Genomic DNA, 19,356 nt, shown 5'->3' with positions numbered 1-19,356 from the left:
CGGTTAGAGCGCCTCAGGTCCGCGTTCCCCGGTGCGGACGCGGATCACCGTGTCCACCGGAACGGACCAGACCTTGCCGTCGCCGATCTTGCCGGTCTGCGCGGCCTTGACGATGACGTCGATGACGTCCTCGGCGTCGTCCTCCTCGGTGAGCACTTCGAGGCGAACCTTGGGCACCAGGTCGACCTGGTACTCGGCACCGCGGTAGACCTCGGTGTGGCCGCGCTGGCGGCCGTAGCCGCTGGCCTCGCTGACCGTCATGCCCTTGACCCCGAACTGCTCCAGGGCCGCCTTCACGTCGTCGAGTTTGAACGGTTTGATGATCGCGGTGATGAGTCTCATGCGTCGACCTTCTTAGACGCCGGGGTGGGAGCCGGACCGTTGACGGCGGCCACACCTGAGGAGTGGATGGTACCGAGGTCGTAACCGGTCTCGGCGTGGGAGGTGATGTCGACGCCGGCGATCTCTTCCTCGGCACCGATCCGGAAGCCCATCGTCTTGTCGATGATCTTCGCGATGATCCAGGTGATGATGAAGGAGTACGCGCCGACCGCGACCGGGCCGAGAATCTGCAGGCCCAGCTGCTTGATGCCGCCGCCGTAGAGGAGGCCGGTGCTCTGCTGCTCCAGGAACGGGTAGGCGGCGATGAAGCCCAGGGAGACAGCGCCGATCACACCGCCGACCAGGTGCACGCCGACCACGTCGAGGGAGTCGTCGTAGCCGAACTTGTACTTCAGGCCCACCGCATAGGCGCAGGCCGCACCGGCGACGAGGCCGAGGATGAGAGCCGCCCAGGGGTCCACGAAACCACAGGCCGGGGTGACGGCGACCAGACCGGCGACGGCACCGGAGGCGACACCGAGGCTGGTGGCGTGACCGTCGCGGATCTTCTCGACCACGAGCCAGGCACCCGCGGCGGCGGCGGTGGCGATCTGGGTGTTCATGAACGCCAGGCCGGCGGTGCCGTCCACCGCGAGCTCGGAGCCCGCGTTGAAACCGAACCAGCCGAACCACAGGAGACCGGCGCCGAGCAGGACCAGGGTCAGGTTGTGCGGCCGCATCGGCTCCTTGCGCCAGCCGGCGCGCTTGCCGAGCACGAGCGCGAGGGCCAGGGCCGCGGCTCCGGCGTTGATGTGGACCACGGTGCCACCGGCGAAGTCCTCGATACCGAGGCTGAACAGCCAGCCGTTGCCCCAGACCCAGTGGGCCACGGGGAAGTAGACAATGGTCGCCCAGACGATGGTGAACAGCACCCAGGCGCCGAACTTGGCGCGGTCGGCGATGGCACCGCTGATCAGCGCGACGGTGATGATCGCGAAAGTGAGCTGGAAGGCCGAGAACACCAGGCTCGGCATACCCGTGCCGTCGTCCTTGGTGGCGGTGTCGACCAGGCTCTGCAGCCCGAGGGCGTCGAAGCCGCCGACGAACTTGTTGACGAGCTCGTTGCCGTTGTCGGTGAACGTCAGCGAGTGCCCGTAAAGCACCCATGCGATGGTGACGGTGATGATGCTGACGAACGACATCATCATCATGTTCAGGACACTCTTGGCCCTGGTCATTCCCCCATAGAAGAACGCAAGGCCGGGAGTCATCAACAGCACCAACGCGGTGGCTGTGAGCATCCAGGCAGTGGTGCCGCTATCGATCTTCATTCGACGCGACCCTCCCTTACAAATGGCGTGTGGCCGGTTTCACAGTCGCAGTGATCGCTTCCTGGGCTCCATCGACCGGCCGCGCACTGACGTTGCGCCACAGCGTGTTCTTCCGCCGTTTCAAGGCGCGACTCTGCGTGTTTCGCATCTGTGAATCTCGGCCGCATGATGTTTCCATCAAGTTTCGGACCGGGCGTGCCTTGACTTATAGATGACCCAAAAGGTGCCCGGGCGAGCAACCGCCGGGCTCTTCAGCGGGCTGCCGATGACCACACGCATGACCGCCGCCACGCCCGCCATGTCCCCTCGTCCGGGCGAAGCAGCGCCGGCCCCGGGAAAACGAATCCGGCACGCCCCACAGGGGGCGTGCCGGATCGCGGGTCGTTCAGGCGGCCGTGGCCATCTTCCGCAGCCGGGCCAGGGCGTCGCGCTCGATGCGACGGGCACGGTCCCGGCCGATGCCGTAGCGCTCGCCGACCTCGGTCAGCGTGTGCTCGCGGCCGTCCATCAGGCCGTAGCGCCAGCGGAGCATCTCGCGGGTCTGCCCCTCCAAACCCGTCAGCCACTCCTCCAGACGCTCACGTTCAAGGACGTCCATCGCCTGCTGCTCGGGATCGGCCCACGTGTCGTCGGCGATCATGTCGCCGAGTTCGGTCTCGTCCTCGTCGCCCACACCCAGCTGCAGGGAGACGGGGTCGGAGGCCCAGCGGCGAAGCTCGCGGACCCGCTCGATGGGCAGTTCGAGCACCGCCGCGAGATCGGCGTCGGTCGGCTCGGCGTCGGACTCGGCCAGCATGTCCCGGCGGACCCGCATCAGCCTGGTCATCTGCTCACCCGCGTGGGTGGGCAGGCGGACCGGCCGGGCCTGCTCGTGGATGGCGCGCCCCACGGACTGCCGGATCCACCAGGTGGCATAAGTCGAGAACTTGTAACCGCGCCGGTAGTCGAACTTCTCAACCGCGCGGACCAACCCCAGGTTGCCCTCCTGAACCAAATCGATCAGCGGCATTCCCCGCCCCGAATATTTGCGCGCCACCGCCACCACAAGACGTAGATTGGCCTGGATGAATTCATCCTTGGCCCTTCGCCCGGAAACGGCCAGTCGCTCAAGCTCCTCATCGGCGGCGTCCGCGATCCGCGGCTCCGTCAACCCGCCGTCCAGCAACTGCTCCGCGAAGAGACCCGCCTCGATCCGCTTGGCGAGTTCCACCTCCTCCTCCGCGGTGAGCAGGGGCACCCTTCCAATCTCTGCCAGGTAGGTCCCGAGCAGGTCTCTGTCAGAGACGTGCTGATCCTGCGTCCGATTCCCCGTCGGCCTTGCCATCCGATGGCACCTCGCTCCGGCTGCTTATGACGTGTCCACCCGCTCGCTCAACGCCCCAATGCGCGCGGACACGTCGCTTGACTTTTCAACGGCTGGATCAGAGCAAAGATTCCCTCAAGAAGTACGCCTGGAGAATGGTTTCGAATTCCTCCTCAGGGAGGATGTCCCCCGACTCCGTGACAAGGCCGACGGCTGCCCCTGGCAAAAATGGTCAGACCAGACGGCGCCCCTCCTTCCACACCTGTGTCACCAGCGGCACCCCCGGCCGGTAGGCGAGATGGACGTACGTCGGGGCGTCCAGGATCACCAGGTTCCCCCTGGTTCCCACCCGCAGCGTGCCGACGTCCCCGCGGCGCAGCGCCCTGGCCCCGCCGTACGTGGCCGCCCTGATCGCCTCCAGCGGCGTCATCCGCATCTCGCGGACCGCCAGCGCCACGCAGAAGGGCATGGAGGAGGTGAAGGAGGAACCCGGGTTGCAGTCGGTGGCCAGCGCGACCGTCACCCCGGCGTCCAGCAGGCGACGGGCATCCGGGTAGGGCGAGCGGGTGGAGAACTCCGCGCCGGGCAGCAGGGTGGCCACCACTCCCGCCGACGACAGCGCCGAGACGTCGTCGTCGGTCAGGTGGGTGCAGTGGTCGGCGGAGGCCGCGCCCACCTCGGCGGCGATCCGCGCCCCGGGGCCCTCGCCCAGCTGGTTGGCGTGGATCCTCGGCAGCAGCCCCGCCTTCATCCCGGCGAGAAGGATCTCCCTGCTCTGGTCGGCGTCGAAGGCGCCGCGCTCGCAGAACACGTCGACCCACCGGGCGTGCGGCGCGCAGGCCTCCAGCATCTCCCCGGTGACCGTGCGGACGTACTCGTCGGCCGAGGAGGCGTCGGGGGGCACCACGTGCGCGCCCAGGTAGGTGGTCTCCTCGGTGAACCCCCGCGCGATCTCCAGGGACCTGCGCTCGTCCTCTACCGTGAGGCCGTAACCGCTCTTGATCTCCAGCGTGGTCGTCCCCTGGGTGAGCATCTCCGAGACCAGGGCGGCGGTGCGCGTCACGAGTTCGACGTCGGAGGCGGCGCGGGTGGCCGACACCGTGGTGCGGATGCCACCGGCCGTGTAGGGCCGGCCCGCCATGCGGGCGGCGAACTCGGCCGTGCGGTCGCCGGCGAAGACGAGGTGGGCGTGGCTGTCGACGAAGCCCGGGATCACGCAGCGCCCCTCGGTGTCCACCCGCTCGTCGGCGCAGGGAGCCGCGCCGGTGGGCCCCACCCACACCACCTCGCCGTCCTCCACCACCAGCGCGGCGTCCTCGATCTCCTCCCGCGCCGGATCGCCCGTGTAGAGCAGTCCGATGCGATCGAAGAGGATGCTCCTCACCTGCCGGTCCTCGCCCGTCATGCCGACCTTCCCCCTCGCGCCTCGGTGATCGCCTCGGTGAGCATGCCGCCCACGTCACCGAGGGCGTGCCTGCCGTCGGTGACCACGCGGCGGCCACTCGACACCACGGAGTGCACGTCGGCGGCCGCGGCGGCGAAGACGACGGTCTCGGCCAGGTGCGCCGGGGAGGCGCCCGCCGTACGGACCGAGTCCAGGCGCAGCGACACCAGGTCGGCCCACGCGCCGGGGACGAGCATGCCCGCGCAGGCGAAGCCGAGCGAGTCGTGTCCCGCGGCGGTGGCGGCGTGCAGGAGCTCGGCGGCCGACCAGTGGCCGCGCCGCTCGGTGGCCAGCCGCTCGTCCAGCTCGACCGCGCGGGCCTCCTCGAACAGGTCGACGACCGCGTGGCTGTCCGAGCCGAGCGTGATGGGCGCCCCCGCGTCGAACAGCGCCCTGGCCGGCCCGATGCCGTCGGCGAGGTCGCGCTCGGTCGTCGGGCACATGCACACGCGTGTGCCGGAGCCGCCGAGCAGCGCGACGTCCACGTCCGACAGGTGCGTGGCGTGCACGGCGGTCGAGCGGGGGCCGAGCGCGCCGTGCGCCTCCAGCAGCTGGACCGGGCTCGCGGAGTACGCCTCCACGCAGGCGGTGTTCTCCGCCCGTTGCTCGGAGACATGGGAGTGGAGCGGGACCGCGTGGTGGCGGGAGAACTCGGCGACCACGGGTATCTGCTCGGGCCTGACCGCGCGGACCGAGTGCACTGCCACGCCGATCTCCACATCCGGATCGCCCCGGTAGTGGGCCGTGAGCGCCTCCGCCCGGGCGGCCCACCCGTCGGCGTCGCCGTCACCGAACCGCAGCTGTACACCGCTCAGCGGGGTGCCGACGCCGCCTGTCAGGTAACAGGCGTCCAGCAGCGCGATGCGCAGCCCCGCGTCGCGCGCCGCCTGGACGAGCGCGTGGCCCATGACGTTCGGGTCGTCGTAGCGCCTGCCGCCCGGACCGTGGTGCAGGTAGTGGAACTCCCCGACGCAGGTGATGCCGGCCAGTGCCATCTCGGCGAACGCGGCCCTGGCGAGTCTGAGATAGGACTCGGGGTCGAGGGTCCCCGCCACCCCGTACATCTGCTCGCGCCAGGTCCAGAAACTGCCCTTCTCACGTTGCGTCACCCCGCGCAGGGCGCGATGGAAGGCGTGGGAGTGCGCGTTGGCCAGACCGGGGATGGTCAGCCCGGCCAGCCGGACGGCTCCGGCCGGCGGGGTCGCCACACCGGTGACGATCTCGGAGATCACGGTGTCGTGGACCTTGACGAGCACCCCTGCGACGGCCTCGCCCGGTGGCAGCCAGGCCAGCTCGCACCAGTAGTTCAGCTCGCGCACAGGTCCTCCAGCGTCGCGGCGAGGACGGTGACCCCCGCATGGCAGTCGGCCGTCTCCGCGTGTTCGTCCGGAGAGTGAGAGATGCCCGTCGGATTGCGGACGAACACCATCGCGCTGGGCACACCCGCGGACGCGAGAATGCCCGCGTCGTGTCCGGCCCCGGTCGGCAGGACGGGTGCGCCCCCCGCGGCGGCGGCGACCCGCTCCCGCAGGACCGCGTCGAAGTCCACGACCGGGGTCCACGACTCGACGCTGACCTCGGCACCGGAGAACTCGGTCAGTTCGGCGACCAGCGCCCTGACCGCGTCCTCGTCACCGCCCCTGGCATCCAGCCAGGCGCTGACCAGTCCGGGGATGGCATTGGCGTTGTTGGGCGACACACGCATCCTGCCGAAGGTGGCGACCACGCCGCCGCGCTCGGCGGCCTGGCGGGCGTGGAGCACGGTACGGGCGAAGGGCAGCATCGGGTCGTCGCGGTCGGCCAGCCTGGTGGTGCCGGCGTGGTTGGCCTGGCCGTGGAAGTCGAACCGCCAGCGGCCGTGCGGCCAGATGGCCGAGGCGACGCCGACCGGCGCGTCCCGGTGGACCAGGTCCTTGCCCTGCTCGACGTGGAGCTCGACGAAGACCCCGATGTGCCGCAGGGTCTCCTCGTCCCGGCCCAGGGCGCCCGGGTCACGCCCTGCCCTGCGCAGCACCTCGGCCAGCGAGTCGCCCTCGTCGTCGGTCAGGGCGCGCGCCTTGTCAGGGTCCAGGATCCCGGTCAGCAGGCGGGAGCCGACGCACGGGACACCGAACCTGGCGCCCTCCTCGTCGGTGAAACAGGCGATCCCCAGGGGGCGCGCGGGCCGGAAGTCCCTGGCCCGCAGCAGGTCGAGGGCGGCGAAGGCCGACACGACCCCCAGGGGGCCGTCGAAGGCACCGCCCTGCCTCACCGAGTCGAGGTGGCTGCCGGTGACCACCCCGGGCCGCGCCGACGGGTCACCCCACCAGGCCCACAGGTTGCCGTTGCGATCCTCCCTCAGGTCGAGGCCGCGCCTGGCCGCCTCCTGTCCGAACCAGCGCCGAAGCTCCAGATCCGCCGGCGACCACGCGTCTCGCAGGTAGCCCCGGGTCCGGCCATCACGTCCGAGGTGCGCGATGGCACCCCACATCTCGTCGAACACCCTCCCATTATCTGAATGATTCCATTCAGATGCGAGTCCGCCGCACCCTCAACCGATTCCCCCCTTGCCGCACAGGCCCACTCCGGTCGCCGGGCGAGGAGCCGGGCGGCGACCGCGCCCTCAGCTCAGAGGCCTGCGGCGGGACGGACGGTGATCTCGGTGACGTGGGCGTCGGGGGACGCGGTCAGGGCCGCCTGCACCACCCTGGCCACCGAGTCCGCGTTCAGATACTTCTCCGGCTGGTAGGGGCCGCCCTCCCGGACCCGGACCTCACGCTGCATGTCGGTGTCGACCCGTCCCGGATAGATCGTCGTCACCCGGAGCTCCGGCTCCTCCAGGCGGAGCGCGTCGGCGAAGGCGCGCAGCGCGAACTTGCTCGCCGAGTAGGAGCCCCAGCTAGCGCCGGCCCGCTGCCCGGAGCCGGAGTTGATCAGCACCACGTGACCGTGCCCCGCGCGCAGGGCGGGCAGCAGCAGCCGGGTCAGCTCGACCACCGCGATCACGTTGACCTCCATGGTGTGACGCCACACCTCTGCCGGGGTCTCCGCCACCCGCCCCAGGTGCAGCACGCCCGCGCTGTGCACCAGCACGTCGAGCCGGTCGACGGCGGCGACGTCGGCCTCCGTGACGGCGGTGAGCTCCACCGGCCAGGGCCGCGCGCCGGGCAGGGCGGAGGCCATCTGGGCCAGCGCCTCGGGGTCGCGGCCGCCGAGCAGCAGGTCGTGGGTGGGGGCCAGGGCGCGGGCGATCGCGGCACCGACCCCTCGCGAGGCGCCGGTGACCAGCGCGGTCGGACGTACAGGCATGTCGATCACCTTACTCGCTGGAAGATCTCCGGCCGGCGGCACTCCGGCGGCACGGCGACGGTGTTCTCGCCCGGGTGGCGAAAGCCGTACGGGCAGCGAAAGCCATTCGGGCGGACCGTGCCGGCCTCGGCGAAACCGGCGGCCGGATGCTCCCGCCGCTCTCACCCGGGCACGGATGTCAGTCGAACCGCTCGGTGAAGACCCCCGCCTGGTCGGTCATCCGTTCGTACTCCTCCAACCGGGCCTGCGTGCGCAGCGGCGCCGCGTCCGCCATGGCCTCCACCAGCACCATGGCCAGGGTCAGCGGCGCCGCGTGCGAGTCGAAGACCAGCCGTTCGCCGACGGGGGCGGCCAGGATCACGTCGGCCTCGAAGGGCACGTCCCGCCGGTCGGTGATCACCGCCGTACGCAGGCCGAGGTCCCGGGCGCCGCGCAGCGCCTGTACGGCCTCGGCCGGGTAACGGGGCAGGATCACCGCGACCAGCCAGCTCGCTCCCGCGCGGCGCGCGGCGTACAGGCCGTCGGCCAGCTCGGAACCGCCGTGGGTCAGCAGGCGGACGTCAGGGTGGATCCGGCGCGCGAAGTAGGCGAACGTGGTGGCCAGCCCGCTCGACACCCGCAGGCCCAGCACCGGCAGCGGCTCGCATCCCGCCAGCCTGACACCCAGCTCCGAGATGTCGGCGGGGTCGCCCAGTGCGTCGCGTACGCTCCGCAGGTTGTCGATCTCCACGTCTATGGCCGTCTGCAGGTCGTTGGCCCGCGACGGTTTCCGCCCGCCCACCACGAGGGGCCGTAGCGCCTGTCTGAGCTCGGGAAAGCCCGCGAAACCGAGCACCATCGCGAACCTCGTCACCGACGGCTGGCTGACCCCTGCCCGCTCGGCCAGCTCCACGCTGGACAGGAAGATGGCCTCGGACAGGTGATCGCCCAGGTAGCGTGCGATCCGCCGCTGCACGGGCGACAGCCGCCGCCCCCCCAGAAGCTGATCGAGTCCGTCCCCCACGTCCTCTCCAACCGCTCGATGCCCCACGAGCATTCCCCTCCCCGTCCCGCTGTCGTTCATACACCCGGGCGGGACGGGAGGGAGCGGCGCCGAAGGGATCCGCGCCCCCGAGATCGGGACACGGTACGCGGATCGGTGCCCGGTCGGGTACTTCCCGTTCGACGGGAGACAACGCATCCGACCAGGGCCGGCACGCCCCCGGCCGGAGCCCGGCTGTCCGGCCGGGACCCGCGTGTCCGGCCGGGACCCGCATGCCCGATCAGGACTCGCGCATCGGGATGCGGACGTCTCGCTCCTCGGCCACGGCGACGGCCTCGTCGTAGCCGGCGTCGACGTGACGGATGACCCCCATGCCCGGGTCGTTGGTGAGCACCCGGTTGAGCTTCTCGGCACCGAGCCTGGTGCCGTCGGCGACGGTGACCTGGCCGGCATGGATGGAGCGGCCGATGCCGACACCGCCGCCGTGGTGGATGGAGACCCACGCGGCACCGGAGGCGACGTTGAGCATGGCGTTCAGCAGCGGCCAGTCGGCGATCGCGTCGGAGCCGTCGGCCATGCCCTCGGTCTCCCGGTACGGGCTCGCGACGCTGCCGCAGTCGAGGTGGTCGCGGCCGATCACCAGCGGGGCCTCGATCTCCCCCGAGGCCACCATGTCGTTGAACCGCTCTCCGGCCAGGTGGCGCTCGCCGTATCCGAGCCAGCAGATACGGGCGGGCAGGCCCTGGAAGTGGACCTTCTCCCCGGCCATCCGGATCCACCTGGCAAGCGGCTCGTTGTCTGGGAAGAGCTCCAGGATCGCGCGGTCGGTCTTGGCGATGTCGGAGGGGGAACCGGAGAGCGCGGCCCAGCGGAACGGGCCCTTGCCCTCGCAGAACAGCGGCCTGATGTAGGCGGGCACGAAGCCGGGGAAGTCGAACGCGCGACCGTAGCCCGCGAGCCGGGCCTCGCCCCGGATCGAGTTGCCGTAGTCGAAGACCTCGGCTCCGGCGTCCTGGAAGCCGACCATGGCCTCCACGTGAGCGGCCATCGCCTCGCGGGCCCTGCGGGTGAAACCCGCCGGGTCCTTCTCCCGTTCGTCGGCCATGTCCTCGAAGGCCACACCGATCGGCAGGTACATCAGCGGGTCGTGAGCGGAGGTCTGGTCGGTGACGACGTCGATCTCGGCGTCCCTGCGGAGCAGTTCGGGCACGATCTCGGCCGCGTTGCCCTCCACCCCGATGCTCAACGGCCTGCGCTGGTCGCGGGCCTCGTACGCCAGGCGCAGCGCCTCGTCGAGGTCGGCGGCGCGGACGTCCAGGTAGCGGTGCTCGATCCGCCGGTCGATCGACCTGGGGTCGCAGTCGACGCAGATCACCACGCCGCCGTTCATGGTCACGGCCAGCGGCTGCGCGCCGCCCATGCCGCCGAGCCCGGCGGTCAGCGTGATCGTCCCCGCGAGGCTCCCGCCGAACCGCTTGGCGGCCACGGCGCCGAAGGTCTCGTAGGTGCCCTGCAGGATGCCCTGGGTGCCGATGTAGATCCAGGAGCCCGCGGTCATCTGCCCGTACATGGTCAGTCCGGCGGCCTCCAGGCGCCGGAACTCCTCCCAGTTGGCCCAGTCGGGCACCAGGTTGGAGTTGGCGATGAGCACCCGGGGTGCCCACTCGTGGGTGCGGAACACGCCGACGGGACGACCGGACTGCACCAGCAGCGTCTCGTCGCCCTCCAGGGTGGTCAGAGTGCGGGTGATCGCGTCGAAGGAGCGCCAGTCGCGGGCGGCCTTGCCCGAGCCGCCGTAGACGACGAGCTGTTCCGGATGCTCGGCCACCTCGGGATCCAGATTGTTCTGGATCATGCGGAGCGCCGCTTCCTGCGGCCACCCCTTGGCGGTGAGCATGGTACCGCGCGGCGCGCGCACAACCCGGCTGCCGGTCATGCCCGGACCTCCCCATCAGGAATGAATGAATGCATTCATATTTGTCACCTGGAGGCTACAGGTCAACTCGGGAGAGGGGTACCACGGCAAAGGGGTGTCGCGGGCGACATGCCCGCGACACCCCCCGGTGGTAGCCGTAACGATCGTCGCGCCCCGATCTTCGTCCCGCACGGACGGGATCGGGAGATCGAATGCGGCGCGCGCCCGATGGGGCACCCCGGCGCGAAGGAGAGGCTTCGCACAGGCGGGGATGCCCGGTTCGCCGAACAGCGAATCAGACCATCGACCCGGCGCCCGAATTATTCCTTTGTGAACGATATGAATTTACACAACCGCGCCAGTACCACCGCGATGCCTTCACCCTGACGAACGGCAGGCGGACGGCAGGCGAGCGGCAGGCGGACGGCAGGCGAGCGGGCCTCTGACAATGCGGCCCCCTTCGAATCGACGCGGTCGACCCCGGCCGCCTCTCCTGCTTACCCGGTATCATGATCAGCACTCCTTCGGCAGAGAGGGCCGTCACCTGCCCGGCGGGCGGGCGGGTATGCGCCCTGCCTCTTTCCGGTTTGAAAGCTCACCACGACCGTGCCGCCGCTTTCCCCGCGTCGCTCAGTCCGGGTCGGGGACGTCGTCGTAGTCGATGTCGCCCTCCTCCGCGCGGCGCAGCCCGATGTCCTCCACCCAGGCACCGGCGAACCGGCGGATCTCCCAGAGCCGCTCGCCCTGCACGCCGTAGGCCTCGAAGTCCTCGTCGGCGATCAGGTCGACGAACTCCAACCGCATCACCAGCTCGGCGAGCGAGAACCCCCCGTCGTGCAGGCGGGCGAGGTGTTCGAGTTCGCGGAAGCCGTACGGCTGGGAGACCGAGGCGACCTCGACGACGTCATGGGCGAGACCGCGCTCGTGCAGGGCCCACACCCGCGGGCCGACCTCGGCGCCCGGCCCGAACATCGGCGACATCGGCCACGTCGGTGGCGTCGGTGGCGTCGGTGGCATCTGGGGCATCTGGGGCATCTGGGGCATCGGTGGCTCAGTGGCGGGAGCGGCGGCGGGTGGAGGGGAGGTCATGGCGGCCTGAGACGAACTCCTGGAAGGCGATCTTGCCGCGGATCACCGGGCGGCGCCAGCGCTCCTCACGACGCTCGGCCCTGGCCATCTTGCGGAGCCGCGGATGCCGGGCGCCCGGGGCGAAGAACCAGTGCGCCCAGGGCGATCCCGGGCGTGCCAGCCGCAGGGCGCCGGGCACCAGGAGGACCGGCACGAACAGTCCGACCAGGCCCGTCCAGATCTTGCCCTTGAGCAGCGTGACCACGGCGAGCCCGAGGTTGGTCACGATGAGGCCGACGGTCAGCCAGGTGCCCCTGGGGGTGCCGTCGGAGTTCTCCCAGCCGAGAGGGCGCAGGCCGAGCAGGAGCAGGCCGGTGATCGCGATGGCGATGAACACGGTGTCGACGGAGGCCCGGCCCTCCTCCTCCCAGTAGACGTCGCGCAGGTGCAGGATCAGCGCGAACTCGTCGAGGATGAGGGCGGCTCCGATGCCGAAGATCGCCGCCGTCACCGCGTACCAGCCGTCGGAGACCCCCGAGACGATGAGGCCGGACACCCCGCCGAGCAGGGTCAGCACCACGCCGAACACCACGTGGTGGATGTGCATCTCACCGACGTTGACGTTGCGGAACCAGCCGATCTTGGCTCGGATGAGCCTGACGTTGATCCTGGTGAACACGAAGGCGACGATCAACGCGACGAAGAAACAGAACAGCGGCAGCCGTCCTGTTTCCATGATCCGATCTCGAAACACATCTCCCACCGACTCATCAGGCTATGCGAGGAAGCCCCGGAGCAGCGCGGCGGTGCCCTCCAGGTGCTCGGCCACGGCGCGGCGCGCGCCCTCGGGGTCGCCGGCCAGGATCGCCGTCACGATCGCCTCGTGCTGGATCACGGCGTGCTCGATGTTGCGCCGGAGCACCGGGATGGCGTTGAGCAGGTCGGTGACCCTGAGCCTGGCGTCGGCGCAGGCCGCGGCGAGCAGCGGGGAGCCGGTCAGCTCGGCGATGGCCAGGTGGAAGGCCGTGTCGAGACGGCGGTAGTCGTCGGGCCCCGCCGAGTTGACCTCGCGCAGCCGCTCCCGCAGGGCGTCGCGCCGTTCTTCGGTGAGCGCGGTGGCGGCGAGCACCTGGGCGGCGCCGCACTCCACGGCCATCCTGAAGGTGAGCGCGTCGCCCAGGTCGTCGGTGCCCATGTCGGCGACCGCCCTGCGCAGGTCGTCGCGGCGCGGGCGCGGCGGGGCGTAGGTGAGAAACGCGCCGCCGTACCTGCCGCGGCGTACGGTGAGGTAGCCCGCTTCGGCGAGGGCGCGGATGGCCTCGCGCAGGGTGACCCTGCTGATCCCGAGCTGGGCGGCGAGTTCCCGCTCGGGCGGCAGCTTCTCGGCCACCAGCCCCAGCTTGATGACCTGTAGCAGGCGTTCCACGGTCTCCTCGAACGCGTTGCCCGCGCGCACCGGCCGCAGCACGGTGGCCAGTCGCGACACCTCGTCCAATTGATCTCCTCCGACCCTTGACAACGCTCCCCCCGCTACACGTCAATGGTCTGACACTAGCCCAATAAGACTCCGGCGAGGAGGGCGTGTGGACGTCCGCGAGCTTCACGACGAGGTGCGGGCAGGACGGATCGACACCGTGCTGCTGGCGATCGTCGACATGCAGGGCCGCCTACAGGGGAAACGCCTGTCGGCACGTTACTTCCTGCAGGAGGTGCTGGGGCATGCCTCCGAGGGGTGCAACTACCTGCTCGCGGTCGACGTCGACATGAACACGGTCGACGGCTACGCGATGTCGTCCTGGGAGCGAGGATACGGCGATTTCATCATGAAACCCGACGTGTCCACCCTGCGCCGGGTGCCGTGGCAGGAGGGAACGGCCCTGGTGATGGCCGACCTGGTCTGGGAGGACGGCTCCGACGTGACCGCCTCACCGCGGCAGATCCTGCGACGGCAGCTCGCCCGGCTGGCCGAGCGGGGCTGGGGGGCGTTCGTGGGGACCGAACTGGAGTTCGTGGTCTTCAACGACACCTACGAGGACGCCTGGCGCAGCGGCTACCGCGACCTGACGCCCGCCAACCTCTACAACGTCGACTACTCCCTCCTCGGCACCGCCAGGGTCGAGCCGCTGCTGCGCAGGATCAGGCTCGGCATGGAGGGCGCGGGCATGTACGTCGAGTCGGCCAAGGGCGAGTGCAACCTCGGCCAGCACGAGATCGCCTTCCGCTTCGGCGAGGCCCTGTCCAGCTGCGACGACCACTCCGTCTACAAGAACGGCGCCAAGGAGATCGCTTCCCAGGAGGGCATGTCGATCACCTTCATGGCCAAGCCGAACCAGCGCGAGGGCAACTCCTGCCACATCCACATCTCGCTCAGGGACACCGCCGGGGAGCCGATCATGGCGGGTTCGGAAGCGCACGGACTGTCCGTGACGGGACAGCACTTCATCGCCGGTCAGCTCGCCCTCATGCGCGAGCTGACCCTGCTGTACGCGCCGAACGTCAACTCCTACAAGCGGTACGTGCCGGGCAGCTTCGCCCCCACCGCCGTCAAGTGGGGCGTGGACAACAGGACGTGCGCGCTGCGCCTGGTCGGCCACGGCCCCTCGCTGCGGATCGAGAACCGGGTGCCCGGCGGCGACGTCAACCCCTACCTGGCGGTCTCGGCGCTGGTCGCGGCCGGGCTGCACGGCATCGAGAACGAGCTGCCGCTTCAGGACGCGTTCACGGGGAACGCCTACACCTCGGGCGCGGAGACCGTCCCGCACACCCTGCGGGACGCGCTGGAGCTCTGGGAGGGCTCCGCGTTCGCGGCCTCCGTCTTCGGCGAGGACGTCGTGGCGCACTACGCGAACAACGCCCGGACCGAGCTGGCCGCCTTCGACGCGGCGGTGACCGACTGGGAGCTGTTCCGAGGATTCGAACGGATGTGACAGTGAAGATCATAAATCCGGCGACGGAAGAGGTGATCGCCGAAGTCGAGATGGCGGACGCCGCCGAGGTCGACAGGGCGGTGGAGCGTGCCAGAAGGGCCTTCGCCACCTGGCGGAGCGTCGGCCCTTCGGACCGGGCCCGGCTGTTGCGCCGGTTCGCCTCGCTGGTGCGCGAGCACGCGGAGGAGCTGGCCCTGGCCGAGGTCGCCAACGCCGGGCACACGATCGGCAACGCCCGCTGGGAGGCGGGCAACGTCGCCGACGTGCTCGACTTCTACGCCGGGGCGCCGGAGCGCAACCACGGCCTGCAGATCCCGGTGCCCGGCGGCCTGGACGTCACCTTCAGGGAACCCCTGGGCGTCGTCGGCGTGATCGTGCCATGGAACTTCCCGATGGTCATCATGACCTGGGGGATGGCCCCGGCGCTGGCCGCGGGCAACACCGTGATCGTCAAGCCCGCCGAGTGGACACCGCTGACCGCCCTGCGGGTGGCCGAACTGGCCCTGGCCGCCGGACTGCCCGAGGGGGTCTTCCAGGTCCTGCCCGGCGCCGGAGAGGTCGCGGGCGCCCGGCTGGTCGAGCACCCGGACGTGACGAAGATCGTGTTCACCGGCTCCACCGAGGTGGGCAAGGAGATCGCCGCCGTCTGCGCCGGGCAGGTCAAGCGGCTCACCCTGGAGCTGGGCGGCAAGAGCGCCAACGTGGTCTTCGCCGACGCCGACCTGGAACGGGCGGCGGCGACCGCGCCGTACGCGGTGTTCGACAACGCGGGCCAGGACTGCTGCGCGCGCTCCCGGATCCTGGTCGAGCGCTCGGCGTACGACGAGTTCCTGGCCCGGTTCGGCGAGGCCGTGCTGAACGTCCAGGTCGGCGACCCCCGCGACGAGAGCACCGAGATGGGCCCGCTGATCAGCGCCGAGCACCGGGAGCGGGTGGCCTCCTTCGTCACCGAGCCGCCCCATCTGCGGGGCGCTTGCCCGTCGGGGCCGGGGTTCTGGTTCCCGGCGACGGTCCTGACCCCGCGCTCGGCCGACGACCGGGCATTCACCGAGGAGATCTTCGGGCCCGTGGTGTCGGTGCTGCCGTTCGACGACGAGGCGGACGCCGTGCGGATCGCCAACGACACCCCGTACGGCCTGAGCGGGTCCATCTGGACCCGTGACGTCGGCCGGGCGCTCCGGGTGGCCAGGGCCGTCGAGGCGGGCAACCTGAGCGTCAACTCGCATTCGAGCGTCCGCTACTGGACCCCGTTCGGCGGTTTCAAGCAGTCGGGCCTCGGTCGTGAACTGGGACCCGACGCCCTGTCAGCGTTCACCGAGACCAAGAACGTCTTCATTTCCGAGGAGTAGAAGCGATGCTGCGTTTGCAGGACCGGGTGGCCGTCATCACCGGCGCCGGTAGCGGGATCGGCCTGGCCACCGCGCGCCGGTTCGCCGAGGAGGGCGCCCGCGTCGTGTGCGTGGACCTGGACGAGACGACCGGCGCGGCGGCCGCGGCCGAGGTCGGCGGGCTTTTCGTGAAGGCCGACGTGACCAGCGAGGACGACGTCGTCCGAATGTTCCAGACCGCGTTCGACAGCTACGGCAGCGTGGACATCGCGTTCAACAACGCGGGCATCTCACCGCCGGAGGACGACTCGATCCTGGAGACCGGCATCGACGCCTGGCGCCGGGTCCAGGAGGTCAACCTCACCTCCGTCTATCTGTGCTGCAAGCACGCCATCCCGTACATGCGGCGGCAGGGCAAGGGGTCGATCATCAACACCGCGTCGTTCGTGGCGGTGATGGGCTCGGCGACCAGCCAGATCTCCTACACCGCCTCCAAGGGCGGGGTGCTGGCGATGTCGCGCGAGCTGGGCGTGCAGTTCGCCCGCGAGGGCATCCGGGTCAACGCGCTCTGCCCCGGCCCGGTCAACACCCCGCTGCTGCAGGAGCTGTTCGCCAAGGACCCCGAGCGGGCTCGGCGCCGCCTGGTGCACATCCCGATCGGCCGCTTCGCCGAGGCGACCGAGATCGCCGCCGCGGTGGCGTTCCTCGCCTCGGACGACGCGAGCTTCATCACCGGCTCGGAGTTCCTGGTGGACGGCGGCATCTCGGGCGCCTATGTCACGCCGCTCTGAGCGTTCCCCGACTCTGACCGTTCCCCGGCCGGTTTTGCCCAGGCCATACCTCGGCCCCGATAACGTGCCGGGACGTGGGGTGTCACCCCACATCCCGGCGTCCGCGCGAGAAGGAGACCATGTCCCGTCCCGTCATCGGCATCACCTGCTACGTCGAGCCCGCGAGGTTCACGGTCTGGGAGACGAACACCGCGCTCCTGCCGTACGACTACGTCGACCACGTGGCCCGCGCGGGCGGGCAGCCGGTGATCCTGCCGCCCGCGGGTGACCCCGCGGCGCTCGTGAACCGCCTGGACGGGCTGATCCTGGCCGGCGGCGGGGACGTCGGCCCGGAACGGTACGGGCAGGAGCCGCACGAGCGGACCGGCTACGTCCGGCCGTTCCGCGACGACGCCGAACTGGGACTGGTCCGGGCGGCGCTGGAGCGGGACCTGCCCTTCCTCGGCATCTGCAGGGGCATGCAGATCCTGAACGTCGCCCTTGGCGGCGGCCTCCACCAGCACCTGCCCGACGTGGTGGGCCACCAGGGGCACGCCCCGGCCCCCGGCGGCTACGGCAGGATGCCGGTGCGGCTCGCCCCCGGCAGCCTGACCTCGAAGGTCTTCGGAACCGAGACCGTGGACGTGGCCCACTACCACCATCAGGCCGTTGACCTGCTCGCTGATGGCCTGATCGTGACCGGCCACGCCGAGGACGGCACGGTGGAGGCCGTGGAGGTGGAGGATCATCCGTTCGCCCTCGCCGTCCAGTGGCACCCGGAGACCGACGACGAGTCGGCCCTGTTCGAGGCACTGGTCCGGCACGCCCGCCGCTGAGTGATTCGTGAAGGCCGGTGCGCGCCTGGGGATTTCGCTCGGCCGGTGCGGGCGGTTAGGCTGGCCAGCGACACCGATGAACCCCGCGCGGGAGAGTGTCCTGACATCCAGGCCAGGACCCCTGAAGGAGCAAGCCCTCCCCGCGAACCTCTCAAGGCAAAGGACCGTGCGGGTAGGTGCCTCTGGAAAGCAGGTCCCACGACCTCGCCGAAGGTGAAAGTCCGGTAAAACCCGGATGAAACTCTCAGGCACCAATGACAGAGGGGGAGGATGATCTCATCTGTCCCTTGTCTGAGGTGCGAACATGTCCCGACCTACGCCGCTGCGCGGCGTGCACGAGTCCCTCGGCGCGACGCTGACCGACTTCGCGGGCTGGCTGATGCCGCTCCGCTACGGCAGCGAGTCCGCCGAGCACAACGCGGTCCGCCAGGCGGCGGGCCTGTTCGACCTCTCCCACATGGGGGAGATCCTCGTGACCGGCCCGCAGGCCGCCGAGGCCCTCGACTACGCGCTGGTCGGCCACCTCTCCGCGCTGGCACCCGGCCGCGCCCGCTACACGATGATCGTCGACGCCGGGGGCGGCGTGCTGGACGACCTGATCGTCTACCGGCTGGCCCCCGAAGAGTTCATGGTCGTCGCCAACGCCTCCAACTACCCCCGGGTGGCCGCCGAGCTGATCGAGCGCGCCAAGGACTTCGACGCCGCGGTGCAGGACCGCTCCGAGGAGTACGCGCTGGTCGCGGTCCAGGGACCGCGCTCGGTGGAGATCCTGAGCGCCCTCACCGACGCCGACCTGGACGGGCTCGGGTACTACGCGGGCCTGCCCGCCGTCGTGGCCGGACACGAGGCCCTCGTCGCCCGCACCGGATACACCGGCGAGGACGGCTTCGAGCTGTTCGTCGCGGCCTCGGCGGCGGAGTCCCTCTGGTCCGCCCTCATCGAGGCGGGCGCACCGCATGGGCTGATCCCCGCAGGTCTGTCCGCGCGCGACACCCTCCGCCTGGAGGCGGGCATGCCGCTCTACGGCAACGAGCTCTCGGCGGACCTCACTCCGTTCGACGCCGGGCTCGGCCGTGTGGTGAGGTTTGACAAGCCGGGCGACTTCGTCGGCCGGGCCGCCCTCGAACCGTTCAGGGACGTCCCGCCGGCCCGTCGTCTGGTCGGCCTGGTCGGACGCGGCCGCAGGGTGCCCCGGCACGGGTATCCGGTGGTGGTCGCCGGTGACGGCACGGTCGTCGGGGAGGTCACCAGCGGGGCGCCCTCCCAGACACTGGGCAGGCCCATCGCCATGGCCTACGTGGACAGCGGCCTGTCGTCAGGACTGGCCGTCGACATCCGGGGCAGCCGCGAGCCGGTCGAGGTCGTCGAACTGCCTTTCTACAGGAGGAAAAAATGAGCAGCATTCCCGAGAATCTGCACTACACCAAGGAACACGAGTGGATCGGCGGCGTCGACGACGGCCTGACCCTCACCGTGGGCATCACCGCCTACGCCGCCGAAGCGCTGGGCGACGTGGTCTACGTGCAGGTACCCGAGGTCGGCGCGTCGATCGCCACCGGTGACGCCATCGGCGAGGTCGAGTCGACCAAGTCGGTCAGTGACATCTTCGCGCCGGTCACCGGCGAGGTCGTGGAGGTCAACCAGGCGGTCGTGGACGACCCCTCGCTGGTCAACAGCGACTCATACGGTGACGGCTGGCTGTTCCGGGTACGTCTTGAGGGCTCCGCCGACGACCTGCTGTCGCCGGAGGAGTACACCGCGCTCACCTCGGGTGAGTCATAAGTTCGACGCCTCGCGTCACGGTCACGCGCGTCCCCGGGCACGCGTGACCGTCCACGCTGGA

At 70.4% G+C, this 19,356-nt stretch carries 18 protein-coding genes and 2 riboswitches; of the genes, 6 read left to right on the top strand and 12 right to left on the bottom strand.

Annotated elements, in window-relative coordinates; all coding sequences use genetic code 11:
• Positions 1 to 3 precede the first annotated feature (3 nt).
• The 12 genes from OG884_RS24880 to OG884_RS24825 all read right to left on the bottom strand — a co-directional run bounded on the left by OG884_RS24880 (position 4) and on the right by OG884_RS24825 (position 13,147).
• Positions 4 to 342, bottom strand: coding sequence for a P-II family nitrogen regulator (locus tag OG884_RS24880; RefSeq protein ID WP_030906290.1), 339 nt, complete (start codon positions 340 to 342; stop codon positions 4 to 6).
• Positions 339 to 1,652 (bottom strand): ammonium transporter, encoded by a 1,314-nt coding sequence (locus OG884_RS24875; protein WP_326636711.1) that lies wholly within the window; start codon positions 1,650 to 1,652, stop codon positions 339 to 341. The genes OG884_RS24880 and OG884_RS24875 overlap by 4 nt, the downstream gene beginning before the upstream one ends.
• A gap of 385 nt (positions 1,653 to 2,037) precedes the next feature.
• Entirely contained in the window at positions 2,038 to 2,976 is a 939-nt protein-coding gene (locus OG884_RS24870; protein WP_326636709.1) for a sigma-70 family RNA polymerase sigma factor, read from the bottom strand.
• A 211-nt stretch (positions 2,977 to 3,187) separates the two neighbouring features.
• Positions 3,188 to 4,360, bottom strand: coding sequence for an imidazolonepropionase (gene hutI, locus OG884_RS24865; RefSeq protein ID WP_326636707.1), 1,173 nt, complete (start codon positions 4,358 to 4,360; stop codon positions 3,188 to 3,190).
• On the bottom strand, positions 4,357 to 5,718 hold the full coding sequence (locus tag OG884_RS24860) for a formimidoylglutamate deiminase (RefSeq protein WP_326636705.1): 1,362 nt from the start codon (positions 5,716 to 5,718) through the stop codon (positions 4,357 to 4,359). The genes hutI and OG884_RS24860 overlap by 4 nt, the downstream gene beginning before the upstream one ends.
• On the bottom strand, positions 5,706 to 6,869 hold the full coding sequence (locus OG884_RS24855; protein WP_326646984.1) for an allantoate amidohydrolase: 1,164 nt from the start codon (positions 6,867 to 6,869) through the stop codon (positions 5,706 to 5,708). Before OG884_RS24855 ends, OG884_RS24860 begins: the two co-directional genes overlap by 13 nt.
• Before the next feature lie 137 nt (positions 6,870 to 7,006).
• Positions 7,007 to 7,687, bottom strand: coding sequence for an SDR family oxidoreductase (locus tag OG884_RS24850; RefSeq protein WP_326636703.1), 681 nt, complete (start codon positions 7,685 to 7,687; stop codon positions 7,007 to 7,009).
• Between the two features lie 178 nt (positions 7,688 to 7,865).
• Positions 7,866 to 8,690: a MurR/RpiR family transcriptional regulator gene (locus OG884_RS24845; protein ID WP_326636701.1), complete on the bottom strand. Its 825-nt coding sequence runs from the start codon at positions 8,688 to 8,690 to the stop codon at positions 7,866 to 7,868.
• A 259-nt stretch (positions 8,691 to 8,949) separates the two neighbouring features.
• Entirely contained in the window at positions 8,950 to 10,605 is a 1,656-nt protein-coding gene (gene hutU, locus OG884_RS24840) for a urocanate hydratase (protein ID WP_326636699.1), read from the bottom strand.
• Between the two features lie 609 nt (positions 10,606 to 11,214).
• Entirely contained in the window at positions 11,215 to 11,628 is a 414-nt protein-coding gene (locus OG884_RS24835) for a hypothetical protein (protein WP_326636697.1), read from the bottom strand.
• A 7-nt stretch (positions 11,629 to 11,635) separates the two neighbouring features.
• Entirely contained in the window at positions 11,636 to 12,388 is a 753-nt protein-coding gene (locus tag OG884_RS24830; RefSeq protein ID WP_326636695.1) for a hypothetical protein, read from the bottom strand.
• 39 nt (positions 12,389 to 12,427) lie between these two features.
• Complete coding sequence (locus OG884_RS24825) at positions 12,428 to 13,147, bottom strand: FadR/GntR family transcriptional regulator (RefSeq protein ID WP_326636691.1); 720 nt, start codon at positions 13,145 to 13,147, stop codon at positions 12,428 to 12,430.
• Between the two features lie 64 nt (positions 13,148 to 13,211).
• Between OG884_RS24825 and OG884_RS24820 the strand changes: the two genes are divergently transcribed.
• The 6 genes from OG884_RS24820 to gcvH all read left to right on the top strand — a co-directional run bounded on the left by OG884_RS24820 (position 13,212) and on the right by gcvH (position 19,295).
• Entirely contained in the window at positions 13,212 to 14,579 is a 1,368-nt protein-coding gene (locus OG884_RS24820) for a glutamine synthetase family protein (protein ID WP_442811742.1), read from the top strand.
• A complete protein-coding gene (locus OG884_RS24815) occupies positions 14,576 to 15,928 on the top strand; it encodes an aldehyde dehydrogenase family protein (protein WP_326636687.1) in 1,353 nt (450 codons plus the stop codon). The genes OG884_RS24820 and OG884_RS24815 overlap by 4 nt, the downstream gene beginning before the upstream one ends.
• A gap of 5 nt (positions 15,929 to 15,933) precedes the next feature.
• Positions 15,934 to 16,698, top strand: a complete 765-nt coding sequence (locus OG884_RS24810; RefSeq protein ID WP_326636685.1) for a 3-oxoacyl-ACP reductase — start codon at positions 15,934 to 15,936, stop codon at positions 16,696 to 16,698.
• Positions 16,699 to 16,817: 119 nt separating this feature from the next.
• Positions 16,818 to 17,513 carry a gamma-glutamyl-gamma-aminobutyrate hydrolase family protein gene (locus OG884_RS24805; RefSeq protein ID WP_326636683.1) on the top strand — a complete coding sequence of 232 codons (696 nt, stop codon included), beginning with the start codon at positions 16,818 to 16,820 and terminating at the stop codon, positions 17,511 to 17,513.
• A 78-nt stretch (positions 17,514 to 17,591) separates the two neighbouring features.
• A riboswitch (glycine riboswitch) is annotated at positions 17,592 to 17,690 on the top strand.
• Between the two features lie 2 nt (positions 17,691 to 17,692).
• Positions 17,693 to 17,777, top strand: a riboswitch (glycine riboswitch).
• Positions 17,778 to 17,817: 40 nt separating this feature from the next.
• On the top strand, positions 17,818 to 18,909 hold the full coding sequence (gene gcvT, locus OG884_RS24800) for a glycine cleavage system aminomethyltransferase GcvT (protein ID WP_326636681.1): 1,092 nt from the start codon (positions 17,818 to 17,820) through the stop codon (positions 18,907 to 18,909).
• Positions 18,906 to 19,295: a glycine cleavage system protein GcvH gene (gcvH, locus tag OG884_RS24795; protein WP_326636679.1), complete on the top strand. Its 390-nt coding sequence runs from the start codon at positions 18,906 to 18,908 to the stop codon at positions 19,293 to 19,295. The genes gcvT and gcvH overlap by 4 nt, the downstream gene beginning before the upstream one ends.
• The last annotated feature ends 61 nt before the right edge of the window (positions 19,296 to 19,356 follow it).

This window comes from Streptosporangium sp. NBC_01755, from assembly GCF_035917995.1.
In the GTDB taxonomy this organism is placed as follows: domain Bacteria; phylum Actinomycetota; class Actinomycetes; order Streptosporangiales; family Streptosporangiaceae; genus Streptosporangium.
Note: the sequence above shows the minus strand (reverse complement) of the source record. Positions and strands in the feature narration are given on the sequence as shown.